Annotated in this window: 13 protein-coding genes; 7 read left to right on the top strand and 6 right to left on the bottom strand. The window is 41.6% G+C overall.

The features are described from left to right. Positions 1-13: 13 nt before the first annotated feature. Both IEY67_RS00395 and IEY67_RS00390 read left to right on the top strand, forming a co-directional pair. Positions 14-2,308, top strand: coding sequence for a GH92 family glycosyl hydrolase (locus IEY67_RS00395; RefSeq protein WP_183670496.1), 2,295 nt, complete (start codon positions 14-16; stop codon positions 2,306-2,308). 15 nt (positions 2,309-2,323) lie between these two features. Beyond that, positions 2,324-4,873: a glycoside hydrolase family 2 protein gene (locus IEY67_RS00390; protein ID WP_122375206.1), complete on the top strand. Its 2,550-nt coding sequence runs from the start codon at positions 2,324-2,326 to the stop codon at positions 4,871-4,873. 55 nt (positions 4,874-4,928) lie between these two features. Here IEY67_RS00390 and IEY67_RS00385 read toward each other — a convergent pair whose 3' ends face one another. The 6 genes from IEY67_RS00385 to IEY67_RS00360 all read right to left on the bottom strand — a co-directional run bounded on the left by IEY67_RS00385 (position 4,929) and on the right by IEY67_RS00360 (position 16,091). Further along, positions 4,929-6,530 (bottom strand): glycoside hydrolase family 31 protein, encoded by a 1,602-nt coding sequence (locus IEY67_RS00385; RefSeq protein ID WP_183670498.1) that lies wholly within the window; start codon positions 6,528-6,530, stop codon positions 4,929-4,931. Between the two features lie 20 nt (positions 6,531-6,550). Further along, a complete protein-coding gene (locus IEY67_RS00380) occupies positions 6,551-8,704 on the bottom strand; it encodes an alpha-N-acetylglucosaminidase (RefSeq protein WP_183670500.1) in 2,154 nt (717 codons plus the stop codon). Positions 8,705-8,714: 10 nt separating this feature from the next. Then, positions 8,715-9,887: a family 16 glycosylhydrolase gene (locus IEY67_RS00375; protein WP_183670502.1), complete on the bottom strand. Its 1,173-nt coding sequence runs from the start codon at positions 9,885-9,887 to the stop codon at positions 8,715-8,717. Positions 9,888-9,980: 93 nt separating this feature from the next. After that, entirely contained in the window at positions 9,981-11,453 is a 1,473-nt protein-coding gene (locus IEY67_RS00370) for a RagB/SusD family nutrient uptake outer membrane protein (protein WP_122375202.1), read from the bottom strand. 33 nt (positions 11,454-11,486) lie between these two features. Next, positions 11,487-14,963: a TonB-dependent receptor gene (locus tag IEY67_RS00365; protein WP_122375244.1), complete on the bottom strand. Its 3,477-nt coding sequence runs from the start codon at positions 14,961-14,963 to the stop codon at positions 11,487-11,489. 156 nt (positions 14,964-15,119) lie between these two features. Then, on the bottom strand, positions 15,120-16,091 hold the full coding sequence (locus IEY67_RS00360; protein WP_183670503.1) for a FecR family protein: 972 nt from the start codon (positions 16,089-16,091) through the stop codon (positions 15,120-15,122). A gap of 88 nt (positions 16,092-16,179) precedes the next feature. Here IEY67_RS00360 and IEY67_RS00355 point away from each other — a divergent pair, with 88 nt between their 5' ends. From IEY67_RS00355 to IEY67_RS00335, 5 genes are all read left to right on the top strand, one after another. Next, positions 16,180-16,776, top strand: a complete 597-nt coding sequence (locus tag IEY67_RS00355) for an RNA polymerase sigma-70 factor (protein ID WP_183670505.1) — start codon at positions 16,180-16,182, stop codon at positions 16,774-16,776. Positions 16,777-16,844: 68 nt separating this feature from the next. Then, positions 16,845-17,852: a FecR family protein gene (locus IEY67_RS00350; RefSeq protein WP_183670507.1), complete on the top strand. Its 1,008-nt coding sequence runs from the start codon at positions 16,845-16,847 to the stop codon at positions 17,850-17,852. Positions 17,853-18,100: 248 nt separating this feature from the next. Beyond that, on the top strand, positions 18,101-21,427 hold the full coding sequence (locus tag IEY67_RS00345) for a TonB-dependent receptor (RefSeq protein WP_122375198.1): 3,327 nt from the start codon (positions 18,101-18,103) through the stop codon (positions 21,425-21,427). A gap of 11 nt (positions 21,428-21,438) precedes the next feature. Beyond that, entirely contained in the window at positions 21,439-23,196 is a 1,758-nt protein-coding gene (locus IEY67_RS00340) for a RagB/SusD family nutrient uptake outer membrane protein (RefSeq protein WP_122375197.1), read from the top strand. Between the two features lie 83 nt (positions 23,197-23,279). Next, positions 23,280-25,271: a beta-galactosidase trimerization domain-containing protein gene (locus IEY67_RS00335; RefSeq protein WP_183670509.1), complete on the top strand. Its 1,992-nt coding sequence runs from the start codon at positions 23,280-23,282 to the stop codon at positions 25,269-25,271. Positions 25,272-25,278 lie beyond the last annotated feature (7 nt).

Raw genomic sequence — 25,278 nt, 5'->3', positions numbered from 1 at the left:
CAAACTATACGAAATGAATAAAAACAACAAATCCAATATCAAAAGATTATTTACAGCACTCATATTGATTGCAGGAATAAGCATATCCTCGCAAGTATCGGCACAGAAAGATCTGGTAAAATATGTCAATACATTGCAAGGAACAAACTCTACTTATGAACTTAGCTGGGGAAATACCTATCCCACAACAGCCGTACCATATCCTATGCATGCCTGGTCGCCACAGACAGGTAAAAATGGAGACGGATGGAAATATAAATATACTGCTACTACTATACGTGGATTTCAGGAAACTCATCAATGTAGCCCGTGGGTGGGGGATTATGGCGTATTCTCTTTAATGCCGGTATTAGGAAAGCTGGTTGTTGGTGAAGAAGAACGTGCTTTATCTTTCAAACACGAAAATGAGGTAGGTAGTCCGCATTACTATAAGGTTAAATTTGATAATGGCATAACTACAGAAATGTCTCCGACAACTCGTTCTGTCCATTTTCGCTTTTCCTATCCTTCTACAGGTGATGCTTATGTAGTTCTGGATGGTTATACGAAAATGAGTGATGTAAAGATAGACCCGAAAAACAAACGAATTACCGGTTATGTGAACAATGGTGCATTTGTACCGAAAGAGTTCATGAACTATTTTGTTATCCAGTTCGATAAACCTTTTACGGCATACGGAACATGGAATAATAAAGACAATCAAACAGTAAGTGGTCAGTTAGCTGCTTCCGGTGCGGGTGTTGGTGCTTATGTCCAGTTCAAGCAAGGAGTAAAAGTGCAGGTTAAAGTTACCTCTTCTTATATTAGCCATGAACAGGCTATGGTTACGTTGCAACGTGAATTAGGGAATCACAAATCGCTGGAAGATACGAAAAAGGCTGCAAGGAACGAATGGAATACTTTGTTAAATCGTGTATTGGTAGAAGGTGGTACAGAAGAAGATATGACTACATTTTACTCTTGTATGTTCCGTGCCAATCTCTTCTCTCACAAATTCTATGAAGAAAAAGAGAATGGAGAACCTTACTATTTCAGCCCTTACGATTCTAAGATTCACGATGGATATATGTTCACAGACAACGGCTTTTGGGATACATTCCGTTCCCAGTTCCCTCTGACGAACATTCTCCATCCAACCATGCAAGGACGCTATATGCAAGCATTGCTTGACGCACAAGAACAATGTGGCTGGTTACCATCCTGGTCAGCACCCAGTGAAACCGGCGGTATGATTGGTAACCATGCTATTTCTTTGCTTGCCGATGCCTGGGCAAAAGGAATCAGAACTTTCGATCCTGAACAAGCTCTGAAAGCTTATGCACACGAAGCGATGAACAAAGGTCCTTGGGGGGGAGCCAACGGACGTTTTCTCTGGAAAGAATATTATCAGATCGGTTATATCCCTTATCCGGAATCCATGGGTTCAACAGCACAGACATTGGAATATGCCTATGATGATTTCTGTGGTTATCAGTTGGCTAAAATGACAGGAAACAAATTTTACCAGGATATATTCGGTAAACAAATGTATAATTACAAGAATGTATACGACCCTTCAGTCGGATTCATGCGCGGACGAAAGATTGACGGTTCCTGGGCCGATTTCGATCCGTACGAATGGGGCGGTCCATACTGTGAAGGAAATGCCTGGCATTACACCTGGTCTGTATTTCATGATGTAAAAGGGCTGATAGCTCTGATGGGGGGGGACGAAAAGTTTGTAGCAAAGATCGATTCTGTATTTTCTGTACCTAATACGATAAAATATGGTACTTATGGCACGAAAATACATGAAATGCTGGAGATGGAATTAGCAAAGATGGGACAGTACGCACAAGGGAATCAACCTATTCAACATATGATTTACCTCTATAATTATGCTGGTCAGCCATGGAAAACCCAATACTGGATTCGTCAGGTGATGGACCGTTTGTATAATGGGACGGAGAATGGTTATCCCGGCGATGAAGATCAGGGTGGCATGTCTTCCTGGTATGTACTAAGTGCTTTAGGTATTTACAGTGTTTGCCCGGGAACAGATGAATATGTATTAGGGAGTCCCAAATTCTCAAAGGCAACAATTACTTTGGAAAATGGAAATAAATTCATAATAGAGGCTAATAACAATAGTAAAGATAATGTCTATATCCGAAGTGCGAGCCTGAACGGCAATAATCATACGCGCAACTTTATCAAATATAGTGATATAACCAATGGCGGTGTTCTCAAATTGGAAATGAGCAACCAGCCGGAAAAGAACCGAGGTACTGCACTGAGCGACCGCCCTTTCTCTCTTTCACAAAAATAAAATCAATTCATTTATATGATAAAACATCTCTTTGGTTTTATCGGAATGTTGCTCCCGCTACTTTCAGCTGGGGCAACAGCCGATAAGCTATCACTTAATAGTGCCGCAGAAATAGCCGATTGGCGTGTTAAAGCACAAGTAGAAATAGGAAAAGACAGTATTTCCATCTATAAAGAAGGGTATGATATTTCCTCTTGGGTAAAAGCGATTGTTCCGGGAACAGTGTTCGGTTCGTATGTGGAAGTCGGACTGGAAAAAGATCCTAATTATGCAGATAATGCTTATAATGTGGATAAGTCCAAGTACGACCGAAATTTCTGGTACAGAACTGAATTTGCAACTTCTTCATTACCGGCTGGCGAAAAAATCTGGCTAAATTTTGAAGGGATAAATAGAAAGGCTGAGATATTCTTTAATGAAAACCGCATTGGAGAACTCGATGGTTTTATGGAGAGAGGTAAATTTGATATTACTGATTTGTTGAAGAAAGAAGGGAATAATGTTTTGGCTGTTCTGGTATACTGGCCGACTTTACCAATTCCAAACTATGCAAGTCCGACTTATATATCGAGTGCCAGCTGGGATTGGATGCCTTATGTCCCCGGATTATTAAGCGGCATAACGGATGATGTATATATTTCGACTTCCGGTCCGGTATCCTTAATCGATCCGTGGGTCCGGACAAAGGTCCCTAATCCGGATGAAGCAGACCTGTCATTGCAATTTGAATTAAAAAATCATACGGGAGAAAAGCAAAAAGGTATATTGAAAGGTGTTATTCAGCCTGGTGATATTAAATTCTCCCAGGAGTTTAATATTGATGCCGGTAAACAGCGGACATTTCAAATAGATAGTAAATGGTGCGAACAGCTGCATATAAACAAACCTGAACTCTGGTGGCCGAACGGATATGGAGAACCGAACTTATATACTTGTGATCTTCAATATGTCATAAATGATAAGGTCTCTGATCAACAGGAGTTTAGTTTCGGTATCCGGGAATATTCCTACGACGACGAAGGTGGTGTATTTCATCTGTCTGTAAATGGGACCCGTATTTATGTCAAAGGTGGAAACTGGGGCATGAGCGAATATATGCTTCGTTGCCGTGGGAAAGAATATGACCTGAAAGTCAAGTTACACAAAGATATGCACTATAATATGATACGCAACTGGATTGGCTCCACCACTGATGAGGAATTTTATGAGGCATGCGACAAATATGGTATTATGGTATGGGATGATTTTTGGTTAAATTCGCATCCGAATCTACCGGACGATGTATTTGCATTCAATAAAAATGCCGTAGAAAAAATCAAACGTTTGAGGAATCATCCTTGTATAGCCGTCTGGTGTGGAGATAATGAGGGAGTTCCTTTACCTCCGTTAAATGGCTGGTTAAAGGAAAACGTGGCAGTCTATGATGGTAACGACCGCTATTATCATGCTAATTCGCGCGAATTCGACTTGTCGGGTAGCGGTCCATGGACTAATGGAACACCTGATTGGTATTTCACTAAATATCCGGGAGGTTTTGGGGACCATGCGCAGAAAGGATGGGGATTCCGTACGGAAATAGGAACCGCTGTATTTACTACATTTGAAAGTTTCAAGAAATTCATACCGGAAGAGTATTGGTGGCCTAGAAATGAAATGTGGAATAAACATTTCTTCGGACCTTCTGCGGGAAATGCCAGCCCTGACAAATATTTCTCTACTGTAAATGAAAACTATGGCGATGCTACCGGTATAAAAGATTTCTGCCGGAAGGCACAACTTCTTAACCTCGAAGTAAACAAAGCGATGTATGAAGGCTGGCAGCATCATATGTGGGAAGATGCTTCCGGAATATTGACATGGATGAGCCAATCAGCTTACCCTTCATTCGTCTGGCAGACATATGATTACTATTATGATTTGAACGGCGCTTACTGGGGCGTGAAAAAAGCTTGTGAACCTTTGCATATCCAGTGGAGTCCGGTAGATAATTCAGTAAAAGTAATCAATAGTAGTTCTTACAATTATACAGGATTAAAAGCTATTGCCGAGATTTATAACCTGAATGGTTCGATGGTAAAAACATATAATCGGATAGCAGATATTAACTCTCCTTCCAATACGGCATCGCTCGCTTTTAATCTCTTGCTGCCAGCCGAAAAACAACAGTCGGACTTGTCCCTCGTCTATTTTATTAAATTGAAACTGACAGATAATAAGGGTATAGTTCTTTCGGATAATTTTTATTGGAAAGGGACTGAAAAAGGAGATTACCGGGCTCTGAATAACTTGCCTAAAGCAAAATTAGCGGTAAAATCAAAAAAACAAAAAAAGGGAGAAAAAAATATTATTCATGCAACTATAAAAAATGTTGGTTCTTCCATTGCATTCTGTGTCAGGGTCACTCCTGTCCGCTCAGGTGATGGGGAACGTATCCTTCCAATAATGATGAATGATAATTATTTCACTCTGTTGAAAGGTGAGACCAAAGATATTGATATCGAATTTGATACAACTCTATTAGAAAAGGGAAATTACCATTTACTTGTAGAAGCGTATAATGAGTAAAATGTATAATGAGAGTGATTGGATACCGAATCACTCTCATTTTGTATAGTACAGATTATTTTATCTTCTCAAACCAAGGCAACCTCTCCAAAGGAGCTTCCACCTCAATCGTTTTCGGTCCACGGAATTTTTTGCCTGTATCGTCTTTCCATTGTCCTTTGGGCAACATAACTTTGCGGGTATGTTCTTTGGTCAGGATCGGGGCTACCAAATACTTATCCCCCAGCATGAACTGGTCTTTGCAATCCACAAATCCCTGATGTGGAAATGCGTATTCCATATGGCGGAGGATCGGTTCGCCTGTCTGAGCTGATTGGCGGGCTTGTTCCAGAATGTAACTTCCCATCTTTTCATGTAAATGAGCATAATCACGGCAAATAGCCAGGTGTTTCTCATCGAGAATACGCCAGGGAGCTACAGAAAACTGCATCATAGGCATTAATGTATGGACCTGGCAGGAACGAACGATCAGTTCCTGATCCAGTTTGGTTTGATCGACACCCAAAAAAGAACCGAACTGGCCTCCGCCAATCATATCCGGACAAGCATAAGCATATCCCAATAAGCCGGCTGCAATCATGTCAGGAATAAGAAGCCCTACAGCATTCCAGGAATAATCCTTATCTCCTAAACGCTGGACCAAAGCCTGTCCTCCCATTTTCCAACCGGCACGGTATTCGTTAAACGGAAAATCCAATCCTATTTTCGCCCAGTATTCACACATATCGACCGATGTAGCTGCTTTATTATAAAACTCCAGACTCGGATCATTATAATGACCTATATCACCTGCATCGAATTTAAAACCATCGACACCGTATTTCTCCTGCATATTGCGTAACTGTTGCTTCAAATGTTCTGCCGCTCCCGGATTACTAAGATCGTAACAAGCGCTATACCCGTTCCACCAGGGGATTATCGCTGCTTGCTGGGTACCTTTTTTCTTGATCAGATATCCCTTTTGCTGCAATTCACGGAATTCGGGGCCATCCGGACTTACAAACGGACAGATCCATAACATAATGCGGAATCCGTCTTTGTGCAATTGGTCGATCATTCCTTTCGGATCGGGAAAACGTTCCGGCTTGAAGTCAAAATTTCCATAATGTTTCTGCCAGTTATCGTCTACCATAAAAACTCCTACCGGAAATTTGTTTTTCAATATGTTATCTGCATATTTCAGTATATCCTCCTGGTTCTGATTGTACATCAGTTCAATCCATGTATTATACTGTGGCATTGAGAAAAACAAAGAATCCGGTAATTGACCCGAAGGTGGAAAATACTTGGTTGAGGCAGCCAGATAAGCATCTCTTAATGTATTACCTGCCAATACAGGTTCCAAGCTTTCATACTCTGAAAAGATTTGTAAATTGCCATTCTCTATCTTGAAAGAGAATGGTTTTTCACTCCAGATATATCTTCCTTCAGAAGATAAAAGAAGAGGAACATTCTGATTGTTCAGGTTTTCAGAGGCAAGATCGAATAGACGGAGATTGTCTTTAAAAGGCATTTGAGATCCTAAGGCAACCATACCTCCCCACCATTTTTCACCTTCTAAAGATGCGATTTTTGATTCGTATTTGCTTCCGGCCCAACATGATAATGTGAAAAATACAGTCAGAAAGGATAGAAGAAGTGTTTTTCTTAAGTGCATAGCGTTATTATTAAAAGTTTTTATTCAAATACTTCCGCAAAGATACGTTTTACAGTTGGAATACAGTCTCCTTCCGGTTTCCAGGTATAAAAATTAGTTGCTTTTGTCCAAGGTTCTTCCAATGCATAAAAATCTATCTCTGCAGGATTATTCCCTTCCAGCTTTTGAAGTTGATGGTCAAACCAGGTTTTCCAGCGCATATAATAAAAGTCTTTCAGAATGCCATTCCATTCTTTGTGGGCATAATCCCGTAACCCTCCGTTATTTGCTGCATTCCGGTTTCCCCAGGTTGTGATCTGTACCCGGGCATTCCATTCATAAAGATCTTTTTCTTCCGGAGTATTACCAATGGAACGGGCTTGTCGAATCCAGTTACCGACTCTAAATTCCGGACGAGTCCCTAACAATTCGTCTTGTAACAGGAGTAATGCCAGAAAACGCTCTGTGGAAGCTCTATAAAGAGACTTATCACCGGAAATATAAGCCGCTTCGACCACTTTTTCAATCCGCCTTCCTTTTTCTGCAATTGCCTGGCGAGCGATATCTACCAGATCATATTCAAAGTTATTAATCCCTTTAAATTGATCAGCCACAGAAACCAGCATAGCTGCCGCATGTATCACATCTTCCGGATCGTAATAGTCCTCCATTTCCGACCAGCTGGATACCTGATACGGATGCTCGGAAGGGCGGGCACAGAAAATAGATTCATGAGTACCTTGCTGCACATTTTCGGACGGACAGTTATAGATAGAATTACTTAATAATATCCAGGCATCCTGTACCGTCTTGTTTGTTTTCCCATAACGGGCAAACGTATAATTCTTTATCCATTGGTCTTTATCAAATTTTTCTGCACGCCAGGGTAGTTCAGTAAGCAATTCGAACATGACAGGATTATTCTCACTTCCTTCCATGGTCATGCCGACACCTTTCAATGTTTTGCCAAAAGGACTTTTCTTGGCTTTGTAGAATTCATCGATCACATGGTTCATCTTTCCATGTAATCCGATGTTCCCTCCGTAATTCAACAGCATACAGTAAATCCAGTCATGTTGTCCGAACCCTTCTTTCCGATACCAGGTAGATTTAGGATCTCCCCATTGCGGACGGCTTTCTGAAAACAGGTCCAAAACAATCATATCACCGGCTTTCAGGTTCTCTATCATTTGAGAACGTGGGTTTGCCTGCCACGCCTGAGCGACCCAAACAGCTTTCGGATTATTTTTTTTCATTGCCTGCATGATTGCTTTTCCGGCAGCATCCAGGTTTACTCCGGCAACACTTCCTCCTTCATGGAACGGGTCCATGCTATAAAAGTTGGCTTTGCCGTAGAGCTTGTTCATTTCTTTATAGTAAAGCGAGGCTATTTCATGAAAACGGGGATCGGTCGGCAGCAAAAATGCCGGACGGCGGTAATCGCACCATAATCCCGGATCGGATACGTTCAATCCCAATTTTTCTTTGGCATTATGAGGAACCATGCCTGAATAACCCGGGAGCACGGGTTCAATGCCATATTCACGCATTCGTTTTAAAATGCGTTGCTGGAGAGCTATCTGTTGTTTATACCAATTATCCGAATTGGGGCCTCCCCACCCTTCCAGATTGTTCATCAACCACCAGGCTTGAAAACCGGGACCGGCAATAAACTCGTCGATCTCTTCTTTACTGTATCCTAATTTTTTAAGCACATTATACCAGACACCATCTGTCCCAACCATAGCAAGCGGCAGATTGATCCCATGCAGGGCCATCCAGTCAATTTCTTTTTCCCAACGCTCCCAATCCCAAAAGGCCATAGTGTACGAATAGGTACAATAATTAAAATCGTACCGATATTTCACTTCTGTTTCATGGCGTTCCTTTTGGGTGACGGCAGGCAAAATTTCTGGAAGCGTGGCCTGCATGCCATTCCAGGAAAGATGGATTCCGGCATAGTATTTTAAGTACCAGTTTAATCCCGTCGCAATATTTACCGGATTATTTCCACGGATAACGACTTTGTTTCCTTTCTGATCCAGTTCGAAGAAATCGACCGGAAAATTGACCTGTTCGATAAGAAATTTATCGGAAGCCCCTTTGTCTATACGCTCTAATAAAGCCTTTACTGGTGATGTGGCTTCGGCTATCACCGTGATGAACAGTAAGCATAAGAGATGAATTACTTTCATTGAATTAATTTTATTTAATAGTAATGATTAGCGTAGCTTTTTGTCCTTTCAGTAATGCCTCCGGTAGTCCTTTGATCCGACCGTCGACAATGACAGTTCCTTCTTTTTGAGTTTTCCCGAAGGCTTCGTCACTTAACGGTTCCCATTCGACAAATTGTTGTGTAATAGTACCATCGTTATAATGTACGTTGACAAATGAAGGAGTAAATAACAGCTCACGGGTAATGTGTCCGTCAATGTTTCGTAGAACGGCATCCCCTTCCGCTATCTGTAAACGGGCAGGTTCTATAGAAGCGATGCACAGGTTATTCTCCGGAACAGCATTATATCCTTCCGGTATTTTTTTATACATGCGTATATAATCGATATCGAAACTTTTAGGGTAAGGAACGGACGGATCATAAGTACCTGTCCAGCCATCTTTAGCTTTCCGATTATCATAGAAAGAAATGATCTGGATAAGCGGATAAGTAATTGCTGCTTTGTGTTTCATTACCTCTATACCGTCGACATAAACAGTGACACCTTCTGGTGTCCAGTCGAAGCCATATATATGGAACTCTTCTGCCAGTTTTTTATTGGCAAACCACGGATGTTTCGTATGATATTGAATGGTAGAATCTTTCCAGCTATGTACTGTAGCCCAAATACGATTAACATCAGTTCCCAATATTTCGAATATATCGATTTCACAACTTTGATTCGGATCGTCTTCGAAACCGATGAGCCACCAGGCACAATGAACACCTCCGCCGTCCTGCATCTTGGCACGCATTTCGTAATATCCGTACTGATTGATCTGAGTTGCTTCGGTTTTTATCTGGTGAAGTGCTTTTTTCTTTGGATCATAATGATGCAGTCCGGTGCGACTGGCACTCATGAAACCGGAAATATACATACCGTTATCAAATTCATTTTTTGAGTTCTTGTCAATGATAAGTCTGATAATACCATTCTTCATTTCATAAGTTGGGGTACAAACGGATCTGTCTTTAGGCCATGACGGCAAATACTCCGGAATCCATTTATCGGTATTAATTTCTTTACCATCAAATTCATCATGGAAAATTAAACGGTATCCTTCTTTTTCCAAAGGGTTGGGAGGATAGTCCTGGGCATTGGAAGGCAGTATATTACTTATAAAAAGTAAACCGGAGAGAAATGTATAAAACAAGTGTTTCATGATATTTAGTTTTTTGTCAGAGAAAAAAAGGCCGCAGTTAAAGCGGCCTTTTCTTAAAATGCAAATATAGTTTTTATTCTTCAAAGCAGCGAATTAATATCCGGGGTTCTGAATAATTTTACCTTTGCCTTCGTTGATAACAGCCTGAGGCAACGGGAATAATACGAATTCATCTTTCGTTGTCGTACAGCCACGGTCTCTCGCATTCTGGATAAACTGTCCGTGACGGATCAGGTCGGAACGGCGAACTCCTTCAAACCAGAGTTCATGTCCTCTTTCATCCAATACTTTCTGAAGGAAGTCATCCACACCCTTCACATCACCCATTACATATGGATTCAGTTTGGCACGAACACGGACCTGATTCAACAAATCCAGTGCTTCTGAAGTAACAGCGTTGCCTTTGCGGACAATTGCTTCTGAAAGCAGTGTCAGGACATCTGCATAACGATAAACAACCAGGTCGATCTGACTGCCGTCACCCGTAGACTCGGGATCTTCACCATATTTTACGGGAACTGCTCCCGAATAGAGATTTCCATGTTTTTGGATATCAGATTCTTCATTGAAAAGGACCCCGTCGGTACCTACGTATTCACCGACTAAAACAGTCAAGCGGTCATCGCCTTTTTCAAATGTGCGATAGAAAGGCCATGGCACTTTATAACCATCCCATTTCTGGATAGCAGTATTCTGTGTCGGATAGTTACCGGGTAAAGCATGGTCATGCCATAACTGCAGGTTCGTACCTCTTTCTTCCGTACAAGCAAAGATAATTTCTTTATTACCTTCGTTCTCGAGTGTAAAGATGTCTGCATAATTACTCATTAATCCGTAACCGTATTCAGCTTTCAACAGTTCACGACCACATTCTTCAGCTTTCGCCCAGTTCTTTTCATGCATATAGAATTTCATCAGAACAGTATATGCCAAACCTTTGTCGAAACGTCCGAATTGTGTTGTACGGGTCGGCAGGCCTTTCAGGGATTCGGTCAATTCTGTTTCGATGAACTTTGTCATTTCTTCCTGGGTTGCACGCGGTTCTATCACCTCATCCAACGGATTCTGTAAATCTTCTAAGGTCGGGATTGGAATAGGACCGTAGAAGTCATATAGTAAAAATGCCAGCCAACCACGGCCGAGATGAGTTTCCGACACCAGTAATGCTTTCTTTTCATCACTCATTTCTACATTAGAAATACGATCCAATGTTAATGTCATTGTACCCAGGTATTTCGCATAATCCGTATAATTAAGAGTAGTATAACTATGGTTCGGAGTCCAGTTGTGAGTTGTCAGTGGAATCCAGCTGTCGTTTACCCAGCAGCAGACTGCAATATCGGTTGACATATCTCCGATAACCTGGAAGCTATGAGCCGTACTGAACACACCGCTATATTCCGCGCTACGGAAAGGAGCATAAACACCTCCTACAACAAGGGCTTCTGCGTCTTTTTCATTTGTCGGGAAGAAGTCCGGATTGATCGCATCGTATCGCTCCGAATCCAAATTAGTACATGAGGCTAATGCGCAACAGCACATTACTGTATATAATAATTTTTTCATGACTTTATCTTTGTTTTTATCTGTTTATACTGATTAGAATGTAATATCCAAACCGAAACTATATGTGCGAACGTTCGGATAAGCCCATTGCAACTGTGCTGCATCGGTCTTGTCACTTGAGACATCGGTTTCAGGATCAAGACCTGTGTACGGAGTAATGATAAACGGATTGTTCACATCAAAGTAAACACGTACGTTCGACAAAATGTGTTTACTGGTCTTGAGCGGGATATTATAACCTAACGTAATATTACGGCAACGGATAAACCAGGTCTTTTCGTAATAATAATCACCTGTACCATATGCACTTTCTGTCTGGAAATAACCAGGCAGTGTACCATTCGGGTTTGCTGAACTCCAGATATCTTTGATGGAAGTCGGCTGGTTATAACCACGACGCAAGTCGTTTACGTTATTACTGATCCAAGTCTTCTTGTAACTGCCGGCAGATAATTTGTCGAACTGGCCGTAGAAATAGATATTGAAATCGAAGTTTTTATAACGTAATGTATTATTGAATCCCATTAAGTAGCCCGGGTCTTTACTTCCGTAAATCACCTTATCGGCATCATCCAGCTTGCCGTCAGGTTTACCTGTCTTCATCGGGATACCATGTTCGTCTACTTTGATAGAACCATCAGCTTCATATACATAACCATCGATGTCTTTAATCTTTACCTGTCCAGGCAATGCACCCGGCATATGGTCGATTGTTTCACCCGGCTGAACTAATCCATCTGACAGGTAACCGGAATAGTAACGCATCCAACCGTTATATTCGTCATACGCTTTCGGCTTCCAGTTCGGGTCGCGTTCTTTCCATTTGTCACGATACAAAGAGAAGGTCAGGTCAGAAGTCCATTCGAAATCTTTATTACGGATATTCGTTGTATTGATAGTCAATTCAAAACCCTGGCTTTGTGTTTTACCAACGTTTGCAATGATTTTGTTTACTTCGTTATAAGAAAGCAAAGTACGTTCATTCAGCAGATCCGAGATATTCTTATGATAATATTCAGCTGTTACATTGACACGTCCGTCCAGGAATCCCAAATCCAATCCAACGTTCCATTCGCGTGTTGTTTCCCAGGTCAGGGCACCATTACCCAACTGATCCAGATAAACACCGTTGATCATAGAACCTCCGAATATATTATTGCGGTCTTTAACTTTATAGTAGCTGTAAGCCACATCACCTACATTGGAGTTACCGGTTTCACCATAGCTTAAACGTAATTTACCATTGGACAGAACGTTTTTCAATGGTGACATAAAATCTTCTTCCAGGAATCTCCAACCGGCAGCAACAGATGGGAAAACACCCCAGCGGTTTCCTTCTGCAAAGTTGGAAGAACCATCTGTACGAATCGTGGCGGTCAATAGATAGCGATCTTTAAAAGAGTAGTTTACGCGTCCAAAGAAAGATGCCATGCGGGATTTTGTTGCACTAGAACCGACGGTCGGGCGTTTGGCGTTACCTGCTCCCAGGTTATTATATAAGAAACCGTCTGTAATGAAGTCATTGCTCTTACCTGACAACATTTCGTACGTAAACAACTGATATGAATGACCAGCTAATACACCAAAGTTATGTTCACCGATCTGTTTGGAGTAGTTGGCTGTCAATTCCATCAGGTAATCCGAGTTATCAGCCTGAGCTACATATGCAGAACCATTCTCTCTGGCTCCGTAAAGTGTGGTAGTCGGCATGTACTGTTTACGTTTCTGGTAGTTACGATCGATACCGAAGTTTGCTTTCAGCAGTAAATCCTGGATCGGACGGACTTCAAAGAATACATTTCCTAACAGACGTTCTTTTGTTGTCTTATCTGTAATATCCAGTAGAGATACAGGGTTCGGCAGGAAAGAAGCGTCGGAGTTCATCGAATAATCACCATTTTCGTCACGGATTGGTAATGCCGGATTGAATTGAGCGGCGGAAACCAGAATACCTGCATTTTCATTCTGTCCGTCTCCTAATGGAATATTGTCATATTCATTTCGTGAAACATTCAGATTCACACCCATTTTCACATATTTGCTCAATTTCTGATCCAGATTAACACGGGCAGAATAACGTTCCATTGCATTATTTTTGATCACACCGTCCTGTTTGAAATAGTTTCCGGAAATCAAATACTTTGTATTGTCGTTACCGCCTGTAATCGATAAGTTGTGTGAAGTCTGGAAACCCAAACGAGAGATCTCGTCAAACCAGTTTGTATTGTTTGCCGGATTGGCAATCTGGTCGGCCGTATAAGTCGGGACAAAAGGAGTTCCGATTTCAGATTCAGACTTTCCTCCATAAATACCGACACCGTTCGTACGTAACCACAACTCACGGTTATAGTTGTTTGTTGCCTGCATAAAACCGGAAGCATCCAGCATCTCATAAGACTTAGCGATATCCTGAACAGACACAGAACCGGAATACTGTACTTTAGCAGCTCCGCTTTTACCGCGTTTCGTCGTTACGATGATCACACCGTTACCGGCACGTGCACCATAGATAGCAGTTGAACTGGCATCTTTCAAAACTTCGATAGATTCGATATCATTCGGGTTGATAGAGCCCAGGATGTTGTCTTTGTTACCATCTTTATACTGGTTACCACTATCCAATCCATCCGGTGCACTTACCGGGAAGCCGTCGATAATGATCAATGGGTCGTTTCCTGCTTTATCGGAGGAAGCTGCACCACGGATACGAAAAGTAGACTGACCGCCCGGCTGTGCACTGATCGTACTTACCTGCAAACCGGCAGCTTTACCAGCCAAAGCATGGCTGACGGTAGAAACAGTTCCGACTGGGGTATCGTCCATCTTAACAGAGGCTACAGCACCTGTCAAGTCTTTTTTCTTCATCGTACCATAACCGACAACTACCACTTCTTCCAGAGCCTGTGTATCTTCTTTTAAAAGAATATTGATAACACTTTGGCCTTTTACTGCTACATCTTGCGGTGTATAACCGATAAAAGAAACGACTAATGTTGCATTGGCTGGTACGTCAATAGAGTATTTTCCATCGATATCAGTCGTTGTACCGTTGGTAGTTCCTTTCTGAATGACATTTGCACCGGCGACAGGTCCCATAGCATCACTAATCACACCTGTTACTTTCTGTGATTGCTGTGAGATGGCAGACATTGAAGCATGCTCTGTAGTCAGCACAATGTGACGGTCTTTAATAGTATATCTCAAGCCTGTCTTTGTAGCGATAGTTTCTAAGACATCCTGGATATTGGCATTTTTCTTACTGATAGAGATTTTTTCATTTTTGTTGATCTCTTCCAGATTATAGAAAAACAGGAACTCCGATTGTTTTTCTATCTGTTTCAGTACATTTTCTAATGTTTCTTCTTTAGCGGAAACATTCAGTTTTGTTGTTTGCGCATAAGTTGCGGCGACCATTTGCGACAGGCAAACGGTTAGCATTAACACGGTTAATTTCATAATTTTTATAGTTCTTTTCAGATTTACAGAAACAACTATATGTTGATTATTCATACTTTTGAATGTTTTAAGATTAAACATGATCCCACGGCAATGGGAGTTTAATTGATTCACACATTTTAGAAGAGAGAATCCGGCAAGATTTTCTCTTCTTTTTTCTTTTACCACTTTACTCACTCATATCCTTACATTTTTAAGATTAGCTATTATTTATATTTCAGAAACGGTTATATGATGATCGTCAATCTTGTATTTGATTGGAATGGAAAGGTTGATGATCTCCATAATATCTTTTATACTTTGTCCGCGGTAGAAAGTACCTGTAAAAGTTCGTTTATTCAGAGCATCAGATTCGACAGTGAACTGTACGCCGTAAACATGGCTCAAACGGTATAACATGGCTTCCAGACTTTGTTCCGGGAAATAGTAATATCCTGTTGTCCAGGCAGTGAATTGTTTGGCATCCACTTTTTTAATATCGGTCAGATGTGTATTTCTGTTATAGATAAATTGTTGATTCGGTCTTAATACGGTTTGATGGGAAATGTTGTCTGTTGTTAGGCGAACAACACCTTCCAGTAATGTAGTGGTAAGCAGGGAGTCGGAAGCGTAGGCAGTGACATTGAATTTAGTACCCAACGCTTCAATATTCTGTTCCTTCGTTTTTACGATAAAAGGTTTATCCTTTTGTTTGGCAACTACAAAATAGGCTTCTCCTTCCAAATAGACAGTTCTTTGCCTTTTGCCGTAGTCATTTTCATAATAGAATACGGTTTTTGATCCTAGACAGACCTGTGTTCCATCCGGAAGTTCGACGATGTCTGCATTCAGGCCATCCCCACCGATATATCGTGTAGCTATTTTATCTTCCTCTTTATTCAGAGTCAGAAATAACGAAGTAAGACAGACCGTGATGAAGGAAACAGCTGCGTAATTGCCAAACTGAAGCCATTTGATTTTTTTCTGCCGATTGTTTTTCTTTTTCAAAAGACGGTTCCAGCTTTTATCTATATCATCATGCATTTTATTGGAATGGCAGGCATCATAGATAGCCTTAGTTTCAAAGAATACTTTTTTGTTTTCAGCATTCTCATTCACCCAGGAATAGAAATCATTTATCCCTTGTTCATCCAATTGCCCTTGCAGATATTTTATGATCAATTCAAATGGTTCCTCTTTCATATAATTTCCTCGTTAGATATAAAGTGACTTAGTCCTTTATGAACTAAGGATAAAATGTTATCTTTGTCAATGTCAACGGAGAGGAGAGATGAAAAAACACGCAATAGCCACAATAGACTCGGATGTTTTGCTTCGTTTGAAGCTGGGAGATGAAAAAGCGTTTGAGGTTGTTTACTGGAAATATAGTTCCTGGGTGTTTAATTTTATCCAGTCTCTTCTATATGATAAATCCCTGGCTGAAGATCTGACGCAAACTGTTTTTCTGAAAATATGGGAGAAACGCACAAATATAGATCCTGAACTGGGGTTTGATTCCTATCTATTTGCTATTGCCCGGAATCTGGTATATAAAGAAACAGAAAATCGTCTGCAATCGGAACAAGTCAATATTACTTTGAAAGACCAGTCTATAGAGACCGAATCACTGATGGAAGAGAATATAGATGCAGACTCACTAAAGGAATATATTGATACATTGGTTGAACAACTTCCCCCTTCTAGAAAGGATATTTTCCATTTAAGCAGACGTCATCATCTGTCGAATAAAGAGATTGCAGCCCGTTTGTCTATTTCTGAAAAAACAGTTGAAACGCAATTGTATAGAGCGCTGCGTTTTATAAAACAAAAGCTTTCGGACGATACTAATTTGGCGATATTGATGCTTTTGATGATTAAAGGATGTTAAAGACATCCTTTTTTTATATCCCTTGTAAGGGAACAGTACGATTTTAGGATATACAATATAAAATAAAGATGATGGATAACACTAAGATATTATTACTGGATCGTTTTATGCGGGGAGAAACTTCGCCGGAAGAAGAACAACAGTTGTTGGCCTGGTTCCGGGAGGTTGATTCTCAGGAAGATATTTTGACTTTCTATCGCCAGCGCTGGCATGAATCTGCAACAAAGGAGATTTCCGAAGAGGTTCAGCTCCGGATGTTCAATCAGATAAGAGACCGGATAAATACAGATAAGATTGTACTGCAGAAGAACGATCGGAAACAGAACAGGAGACGTTTGCTTCGTTGGGGACAATATGCGGCAGCTGTTATTTTATGTGTAGTAGTCGGTATAACCTCTCATCTATATACTCGTCAGTCTATGGCGGAGGTTAAAGAGTATATGGTAGAAGCTGAAAAAGGACAACGGGCGAGTGTTACTTTACCGGATGGTACGAAAGTCTGGCTGAATTCTCATACACAAATAATATATAATAGTAATTATGGTGTGGAGGACCGGGTTGTCGATTTGCGTGGAGAAGCTTATTTCGAAGTCGCAAAAGATAAGGAACATCGTTTTATCGTAAAAGCCGGAGGACTGGATGTCGAAGCGTTGGGTACTACATTTAATGTAAAAGCCTATAAAGAAGATGACGGTGTTGTTGCCACATTGTTTTCCGGTAGTATTCGGGCAACGGCAGGAAAACACTCAACTGTATTGTCTCCTGCCCAACAGGTTGCTTTTAGCCGGAAAAGTGAAATATTGGTAGTTGATAGTCCGGAGAATATAGCTTATGCAAGCATGTGGAGGGATAATGAACTGGCATTTAAAGGGGAAACATTGAATGAGATTGCTATACGTTTGAACCGCTTGTATAATGTGCAGATCGAATTCAAGTCAGAAAAGATCAAACAGTACCGCTTCTCCGGTGTCATTAAAAATAATAGCCTGGATAACGTATTTGAGATCATCAGCCTGACATCCCCGATCATGTACGAATCACTTGGAGACACGATTCTCCTGAGTGAGAGAAAATAGAGTGAATTAACGGAGTATTGTTAACTTTAAATGAATTGCTTATGAGATAGATAAAGAGAATAAAAGAAAGGGACAACTTCTGATGAAAGCTGCCCCTTATACAAAGTTTTTTAGCTTAAATCGGAGTTTATAAATCATACTTATTACACAGTCAACTGGCGGGTTGACCGCGTGGGAATCTTTATATCCGATTTTAGCTTGTAAAGTTACTATTTATAATCCATTTACTATTAAAAAAACACTTAAAAATGAGTAACATCAAGCAGTTTTTAATACGGGCTTTTTTGTGTGGAATACTACTTGTTTCTTCAAGTATCGCAGCAATAAGCCAGATTTCCCTCACAATGAAGAACCGGCCGGTGCGTGAGGTAATCAAAGAAATAGAAAAAGTGAGTGATTATCGCTTCTTTTATAATGATGAGCTATCGGATTTGAATAAAATCATATCTATCGATGTAAAGAACGGTGATATTAAAGACATTATGGAACTGATTGCACGACAGGCTGCCGTTTCCTATGTCTTGAAAGCAAACCATCAGGTTGTCTTGTCTCTGGCAACAGTTAACCAACAGAAAGATGTTGTGAAAATAACAGGGAAGGTCATTGACGATCAGGGTGAAGGTGTTATTGGAGCCAATGTAATGGAGAAGGGTACGACAAACGGAACTATCACCAACATGGATGGGGAGTTTTCTTTGGAAGTTCCGAATAAAGCAACCCTACAAATTTCATATATAGGATTCAATACCCAGGAAATACCGGTGAATGGTCAAAAAACGTTTACGATCAGGATGACGGAAGATACTCAATCATTGGATGAAGTTGTTGTTGTCGGTTACGGAACACAGAAAAAATTGAATGTGACGGGTGCTGTTGCTACCTTAAAGAATGAAGAGCTGGTTAAAAGTCCGGTGGCAAGTACGACGAACGCTTTAGTCGGACGTCTGCCCGGATTAATAGCCAAGCAAAAAAGCGGGCAACCCGGTTTTGACGCTGCGGATATCAATATCCGTTCTTTCGGAAGCGCACTTGTCATCGTAGATGGCGTAGAACAATCGTTCAATAATATAGATGCAAATGAAATAGAATCAGTTTCTATATTGAAAGATGCATCTGCAGCTATTTATGGTGCCAGAGCAGGAAACGGCGTTATCCTGGTTACTACGAAACGCGGCCAGTCAGGTAAGCCGAATATCTCGTTTAACGGAACGTTGACCAGCCAAAGTTATACGAATTTCCCGGAACCGGTTAATGCCGGCCAATATGCAACTCTTTTCAGGGAGGCCCAGATCAATTCAGGTATCCCTGAGAATCAGACTAAATTTTCCGAAGAAGATATTGCAAAATATTTTGCAGGGAACGATCCTCAGTATCCTAGTACGAACTGGTACGATGAGATTATGAAAAAATCAGCACTTCAACAACAGTATAATCTGACGATCAGAGGTGGTACCGATGTTGTTAAGTATTATACTTTCTTAGGTTATCTCAGTCAGGATGGTATGTTTAAAGGAGGAAATACCGGTTACCGGAGATTCAACGTACGTTCGAATCTGGATGTAAATCTGACTTCCGACCTGACATTTTCTCTTGATCTTTCTGCGATTAAAGACGATGTCCGTCAATCTAACCGGCCTGCTTCCGAAGAGTGGTTCTGGATGGACTTTTTCGATAGTACGCCGACCTCTCATGCTTCATTTCCTGATCCGACAAAGGTTCCCCATATAGGTCCGGGACCGTTCAATGCCATAATAAATACACATGAAGATTTGGGTGGATATGATAAAACATATAAGAACACATTGAACGGAGCATTTACGGTTAATTACAAAGTGCGCCCTGTTCCGGGATTGAGTGCCAAGTTGAAGTTGAACTATCAGCAGGTCTCTTACGACCGGAAGAACTGGACGAAGCAAAATGATATCTGGGATTATGATTATGCAACGGATACTTATACTTTATATGGTAAGTCGATGCCGACATCCCTGAAACAGGAGTTTCATAAAAATCAGGTTATAACAGGTCAGTTCTCTTTGAATTATGATAGAGTGATTAACAAAGACCATGCAATAAATGGTTTGGCACTGGTTGAGATTATAGATTATAATAATGGAAACTTTTCGGCCTATAGGGAGAATTATGTGACAAGTGCGATCGACCAGTTATTTGCAGGGGGTACCATCAATCAACAGGCGAACGGTAGTGCTTCGGTATCCGGAAGAGCCAGTTTCGTTGCTCGTGCGAATTATGCTTATCAGGGAAAATATCTGTTGGAAGCCACGGCTCGTTACGATGGTTCTCCGAACTTCCCGAAGGATAAAAGATGGGGATTCTTCCCCAGCCTTTCTGCCGGTTGGCGTATGTCGGAAGAAGCTTTTATAAAGAATAACCTGACCTGGATCGATAATTTGAAATTACGTGCCGGTGTGAGCCAGACAGGCTTTGACTCCGTCGGTGCATTCCAGTATCTTACAGGGTATAAGTTTGAAGGCTATAATGTACTGGGAGGAAAAGAGGTACCCGGTTTGACAACTACTGGTATTGCCAATACAAATATATCCTGGGAAACGATGACATTATATAATGTAGGATTGGATTTATCCGTATTGAATAATAAATTGTATTCGGAGATCGATGTCTTTTATAGAAAGCGGGATGATATGTTAGGAACCCGTGTCGTGTCATTACCCAATACCTTTGGAGCGACTCTTCCGAGTGAGAATATCAATAGCCAGAGTACAAGAGGTTTTGAAGTCCTGATCGGTCACCGGGGTAATTTCGGGGAATTCTCTTATGACATCAGTGGAAATGTTTCCTGGTCACGCTCGAAATGGATCCATTATGATGAACCTGATTATACAGATCCGGATGACATCCGTCTGAAGAAAAAGTCCGGTCAATGGATCGATGTCTATAATGCCTATAAATCGGACGGTTTATTTACGAGCCAGGAAGAAATAGACAATCTGGGATATGATATGGATGGCATGGGGAACACCTCCCTTCGTCCGGGTGACATAAAGATACTCGATTTGAATAATGACGGAGAAGTAGACTGGCGGGATGCCAGCACTATTGGAAGCGGCGGTACTCCTCATATCATTTACGGTATCAATCTTAATATGAAATACAAAGGATTTGACCTGAGTGTCTTTGCACAGGGAGCTGCTGATTATTATGTGCAACTGCAATCCGGTAATATCAATATCGATGGCGTAAGAACTCCTTTCAAAGTTATCTGGAATGAACGTTGGACACCTGAGAATAATGATCGGAACGCAATTATCCCGCGACAAAAGATCGGTCAGACCACCAATAACTGGAATTCTGACTACTGGTATAAAAACGCATCTTATTTGCGTCTGAAAAATCTCACTTTGGGGTATACTTTTGATAAGGGCCTGATACGTAACTTAAGAATGGAGAATTTGCGTCTGTTTGTTGTCGGAACAAACTTATTTGCAATAAATCCGTTGCGTAAATACGGATTGGATCCGGAAACACCGGATGCAACCAGAGGTTGGTCATATCCTGTCACCAAATCAGTCTCTTTAGGATTAAATGTTACTTTTTAAATAGTACGGTTATGAAAGCAAAATATTTTATCTACTTATTACTTTTTTGTGGAAGTTTTTCCTGTGATATAATGGATAAGGCACCGTTGGATATCATATCCGAGGAGGCTGTATGGAACGATAAGGCTTTGATAAATTCATACATCAGCGGAGTCTACAGTGAATTGGATTTTCTGATCCGTGACGGTTCCGGTTATGAAGAGGTAGACCCTACTTCCGGATTATCAGACGAAGGACGTCAAGGGCGGGACTGGCATCCTCTGTATTCAACATGGAAAGCCGGTTTTCTGAATAAAGATGGCGGTTTATTGGAGCAATGGCGTTATGGAACCATTCGTAAAACGAATGAATTTCTTGAAAAGATAGAGACATCCGCAGCCGTATCGGAACCGGAAAAGAAAGTGTTGTCCGGTAAAATCCGTTTTGCCAGGGCGATTACCTATTTCTTCATGGTAAAAAGGTACGGTGGCATTCCTGTTATTACAAAGGCACAGGCGATAGATGCTCCGATGGAAGAATTGCTGGTTTCCAGGGATAAAGAGATCGATGTTTATGATTTCATTATAAATGAAATGGATGAGATCGCAAAAGATTTGCCGGAGAGTTATAGTAGCGATGAGGTCGGTTATCCGACTAAATATGCTGCACTGGCATTGAAGAGCAGGGCAGCCATGTATGCAGCCAGTATTGCAACCTGGGGTAAAGTTCAGATCGATGGTCTGGTAGGTATTCCGGCGAATGAGGCAGAACGTTTCTGGAAAGCCTCTTACGAGGCATCCAAAGAGATTATCGACTCGAATGTTTTTGCGTTATATAATCAGTTACCTAATGATAAGGCAGAGAATTTCAGAAAATTGTTCCTGGATGAGAATAATGTGGAAGTAATATTCTCTAAACAGTTGACAGGCGAACAAGTGGGTAGCAACTATGATTTGTTCATGTCTCCGTTCCAGTTCTGTCCCGGATGGGGAGGTAGTAATACGTCCGTTTATCTGGAAATGGTAGAGTCTTTTGAGAATATAGATGGAACGCCGGGAACTTTCGACAGGGCCTTGGCTCTGAGTCAGCCCTGGGATTTGAATGAATTCTTTAAGAATAAAGATCCCCGTTTCTTTGCTTCCGTTTATTATGAAGGAACTATCTGGAAAGGAGAAGCCGTAGAGAACTGGGGCGGTATTATCACGGAAAACGGGACCAAGGTTACAACAGGATTTTATCAGGGAAAACCTGCTCAGGGGCGTTCTTACTCTGCTGCGGGATATGCTGGAGGAGCAATTACCGGATTCAATGTCAAAAAATATTTGGATGATGGTTTGGTACCGGTAGATGCCGGCAAGACAAAAGTCGACTTTATCGTTTTCCGCTACGGGGAGATTCTGTTGAACTACGCGGAAGCAGCATTTGAGTTAGGTAAGAGTTCTGAAGCTTTGGATGCTGTAAACCAGATAAGGGGAAGAGCCGGTATCGCTTTGCTGACGAATATAACCCGTGATGCGATCCGCCATGAAAGAAAAGTGGAACTTGCTTTTGAAGACCAGCGCTGGTGGGATTTGAGACGTTGGCACACGGCAGTTGATGCCATAACCCGTAATTTCTCCGGTATTTATACATTCTATGATGTGAAAACCGGGAAGTTCAGGATTGAAATGAACGAGAATGCGATGGGGGGCGTACCTTCCGTATTTAAGGAAGAACACTATTATTTCCCGATTACTCCAGGTAGGATATCCAATAATCCGAACCTGGCTCCGGAGAATCCGGGTTATTAAAATTTATGGAGTATATGAGGGCGTACCGGGAATTGCTGTTCCCGGATGCCCTTTTATTGTCTGTTTTAATCAAATAAAAGAACATGAAAAGTCTGCAAAATATAATATATGTCTTGATTTTTGTAACGTTGACACTACCGCTCAACGCACAGGATAAGATAAAAACACGTTCTGAATCATTTTGGGGTGTTCATTTCGACCGTCACTCCCAGTTAACGGATGAACATCTGGGGAAAACATTGACCGGAGGAATGATCGACTCCATGTTAAAGGCCGTGCGGCCTGACTATATTCAGGTGGATAGCAAAGGGCATCCGGGAGTCTCTTCTTATCCGACGGCGGTCGGACAACAGGCTGCCGGATATGATAAAGATCCTCTGGCTTTGATCCGGGAGGTTACCTTCAAAAGAAATGTGGCATTGTATGTACATCATTCAGGAGTAATGGATATAAACTATGTACGGTTGTATCCGGAAGAGGGTAGAAGAGCACCGGACGGTAAACCGGATGGACAAAATACCAGCTTTTGGGGTAATTATGCCGACCGCTTATTGATCCCCCAGCTCAAGGAACTGGCATTGAAATATAAAGTGGATGGTGTATGGATCGACGGAGAAAGCTGGGCGGTTTATCCTGATTACCACCCGAAGGCTCAGGAGGAATTTAAACAGGTGACTGGCTTGAGTTATATGCCGACTGTGGCGGAAGACCCGAACTACAAGATACTGCTGGAATTCAACCGGAAGAAGTTTATAGCTTATATAGACCATTATACGGCAGAATTGAAAAAAGTAGCTCCGCAATTCCAGTTATGCTCGAATTGGGCTTTTAGTGCCTTGATGCCGGAACCGGTTCCGGCCGGAATAAAACTGGACTTCCTCTCCGGCGATTATGATCCGGATGATGCCTTGAACACTGCCAATTGGAATGCCCGTTGTTTAGCCGGACAAGGATTGCCTTACGACCTGATGGCATGGAGTTTTGTCCGTCATTCTGTTCCTAAAACAGCCTTACAGCTCTGTCAGGAAGCGGCAGCCGTAATCAGTCTGGGGGGCGGTTGCCAGATGTATTTCAGGCAAAACGAGGATATGTCTTTTCAACCTGCATCATTTGATATTATGCGGGAAGTTGCTGATTTTGTCTTGCCAAGAAGAGACTATTGTAAAGGAATAAAACCTATCCCGCAAATCGCCTTGTTCTATTCTACGGCAGGTTGGAAACAAAAGGTGAATGATATTTACAGACCTTTTGGTGTGAATGGGATTAGAGGTATTATGAATGCTCTTCTGGACGGTCAGCAGGCTGTTGAGGTTTTAATGACCCACCACATGGAAAAAAGGATGGAAGAATATCCGGTCATTGTTGTTCCCGAGTGGGAGGTTATGGAACCGGAAATGATCGCCAGGTTGAAGGAATATGTGAAAAAAGGAGGAAATCTACTCGTTATAGGTTCGGAGGCGACCGTTCTTTTTGACGATATATTAGGTGTGCAGGGAGTCGGTGAAAGAGGGGCATCCTGCCTGGGGTTTGATAACCGTTTTGTCGATATACAAGGTAAATTCCGTGAGATTCGTTGTGAGCAGGGAACAGAAGAACTTGCCCGGCTGTATCAGACGAATGATTTCCGTTTCCCATCGGGTAGTGCCGCAACGATTCATAAATACGGTAAAGGTAAAGTTGCCGGTGTTTATATGAATATCGGTGAATCTTATCTTTCAACGACTTCTCCTGTATTCAGGGACTTCCTGTCGGAGCTGATCGGCAACCTCTTCCCTGAACCTCTGGTTTCTGTGAAAGGTTCTCACCGGGTTCATGTGATCCCGTCGGAAAAGGACGGACGTATGTTGATCCAATTGGTCAATACATCCGGCGATCATGCAAACCGGAGTGTGAAGGGCATCGATGAGATACCTGAATTAAGAGATCTCAACGTCGTAGTCCGGTCGGAAGAAAGACCGAAGAAGGTATTGTTACAACCGGATGGACGGCCATTACGGTTCGATTACGTTGACGGGAAGGTTACTTTTGTAGTCCCTGACTTGAAAATACATGATATTGTGGAGATTATAAAATGAATGCACT

This window comes from Parabacteroides faecis (genome assembly GCF_014647375.1).
GTDB lineage: Bacteria > Bacteroidota > Bacteroidia > Bacteroidales > Tannerellaceae > Parabacteroides > Parabacteroides faecis.
Note: the sequence above shows the minus strand (reverse complement) of the source record. Positions and strands in the feature narration are given on the sequence as shown.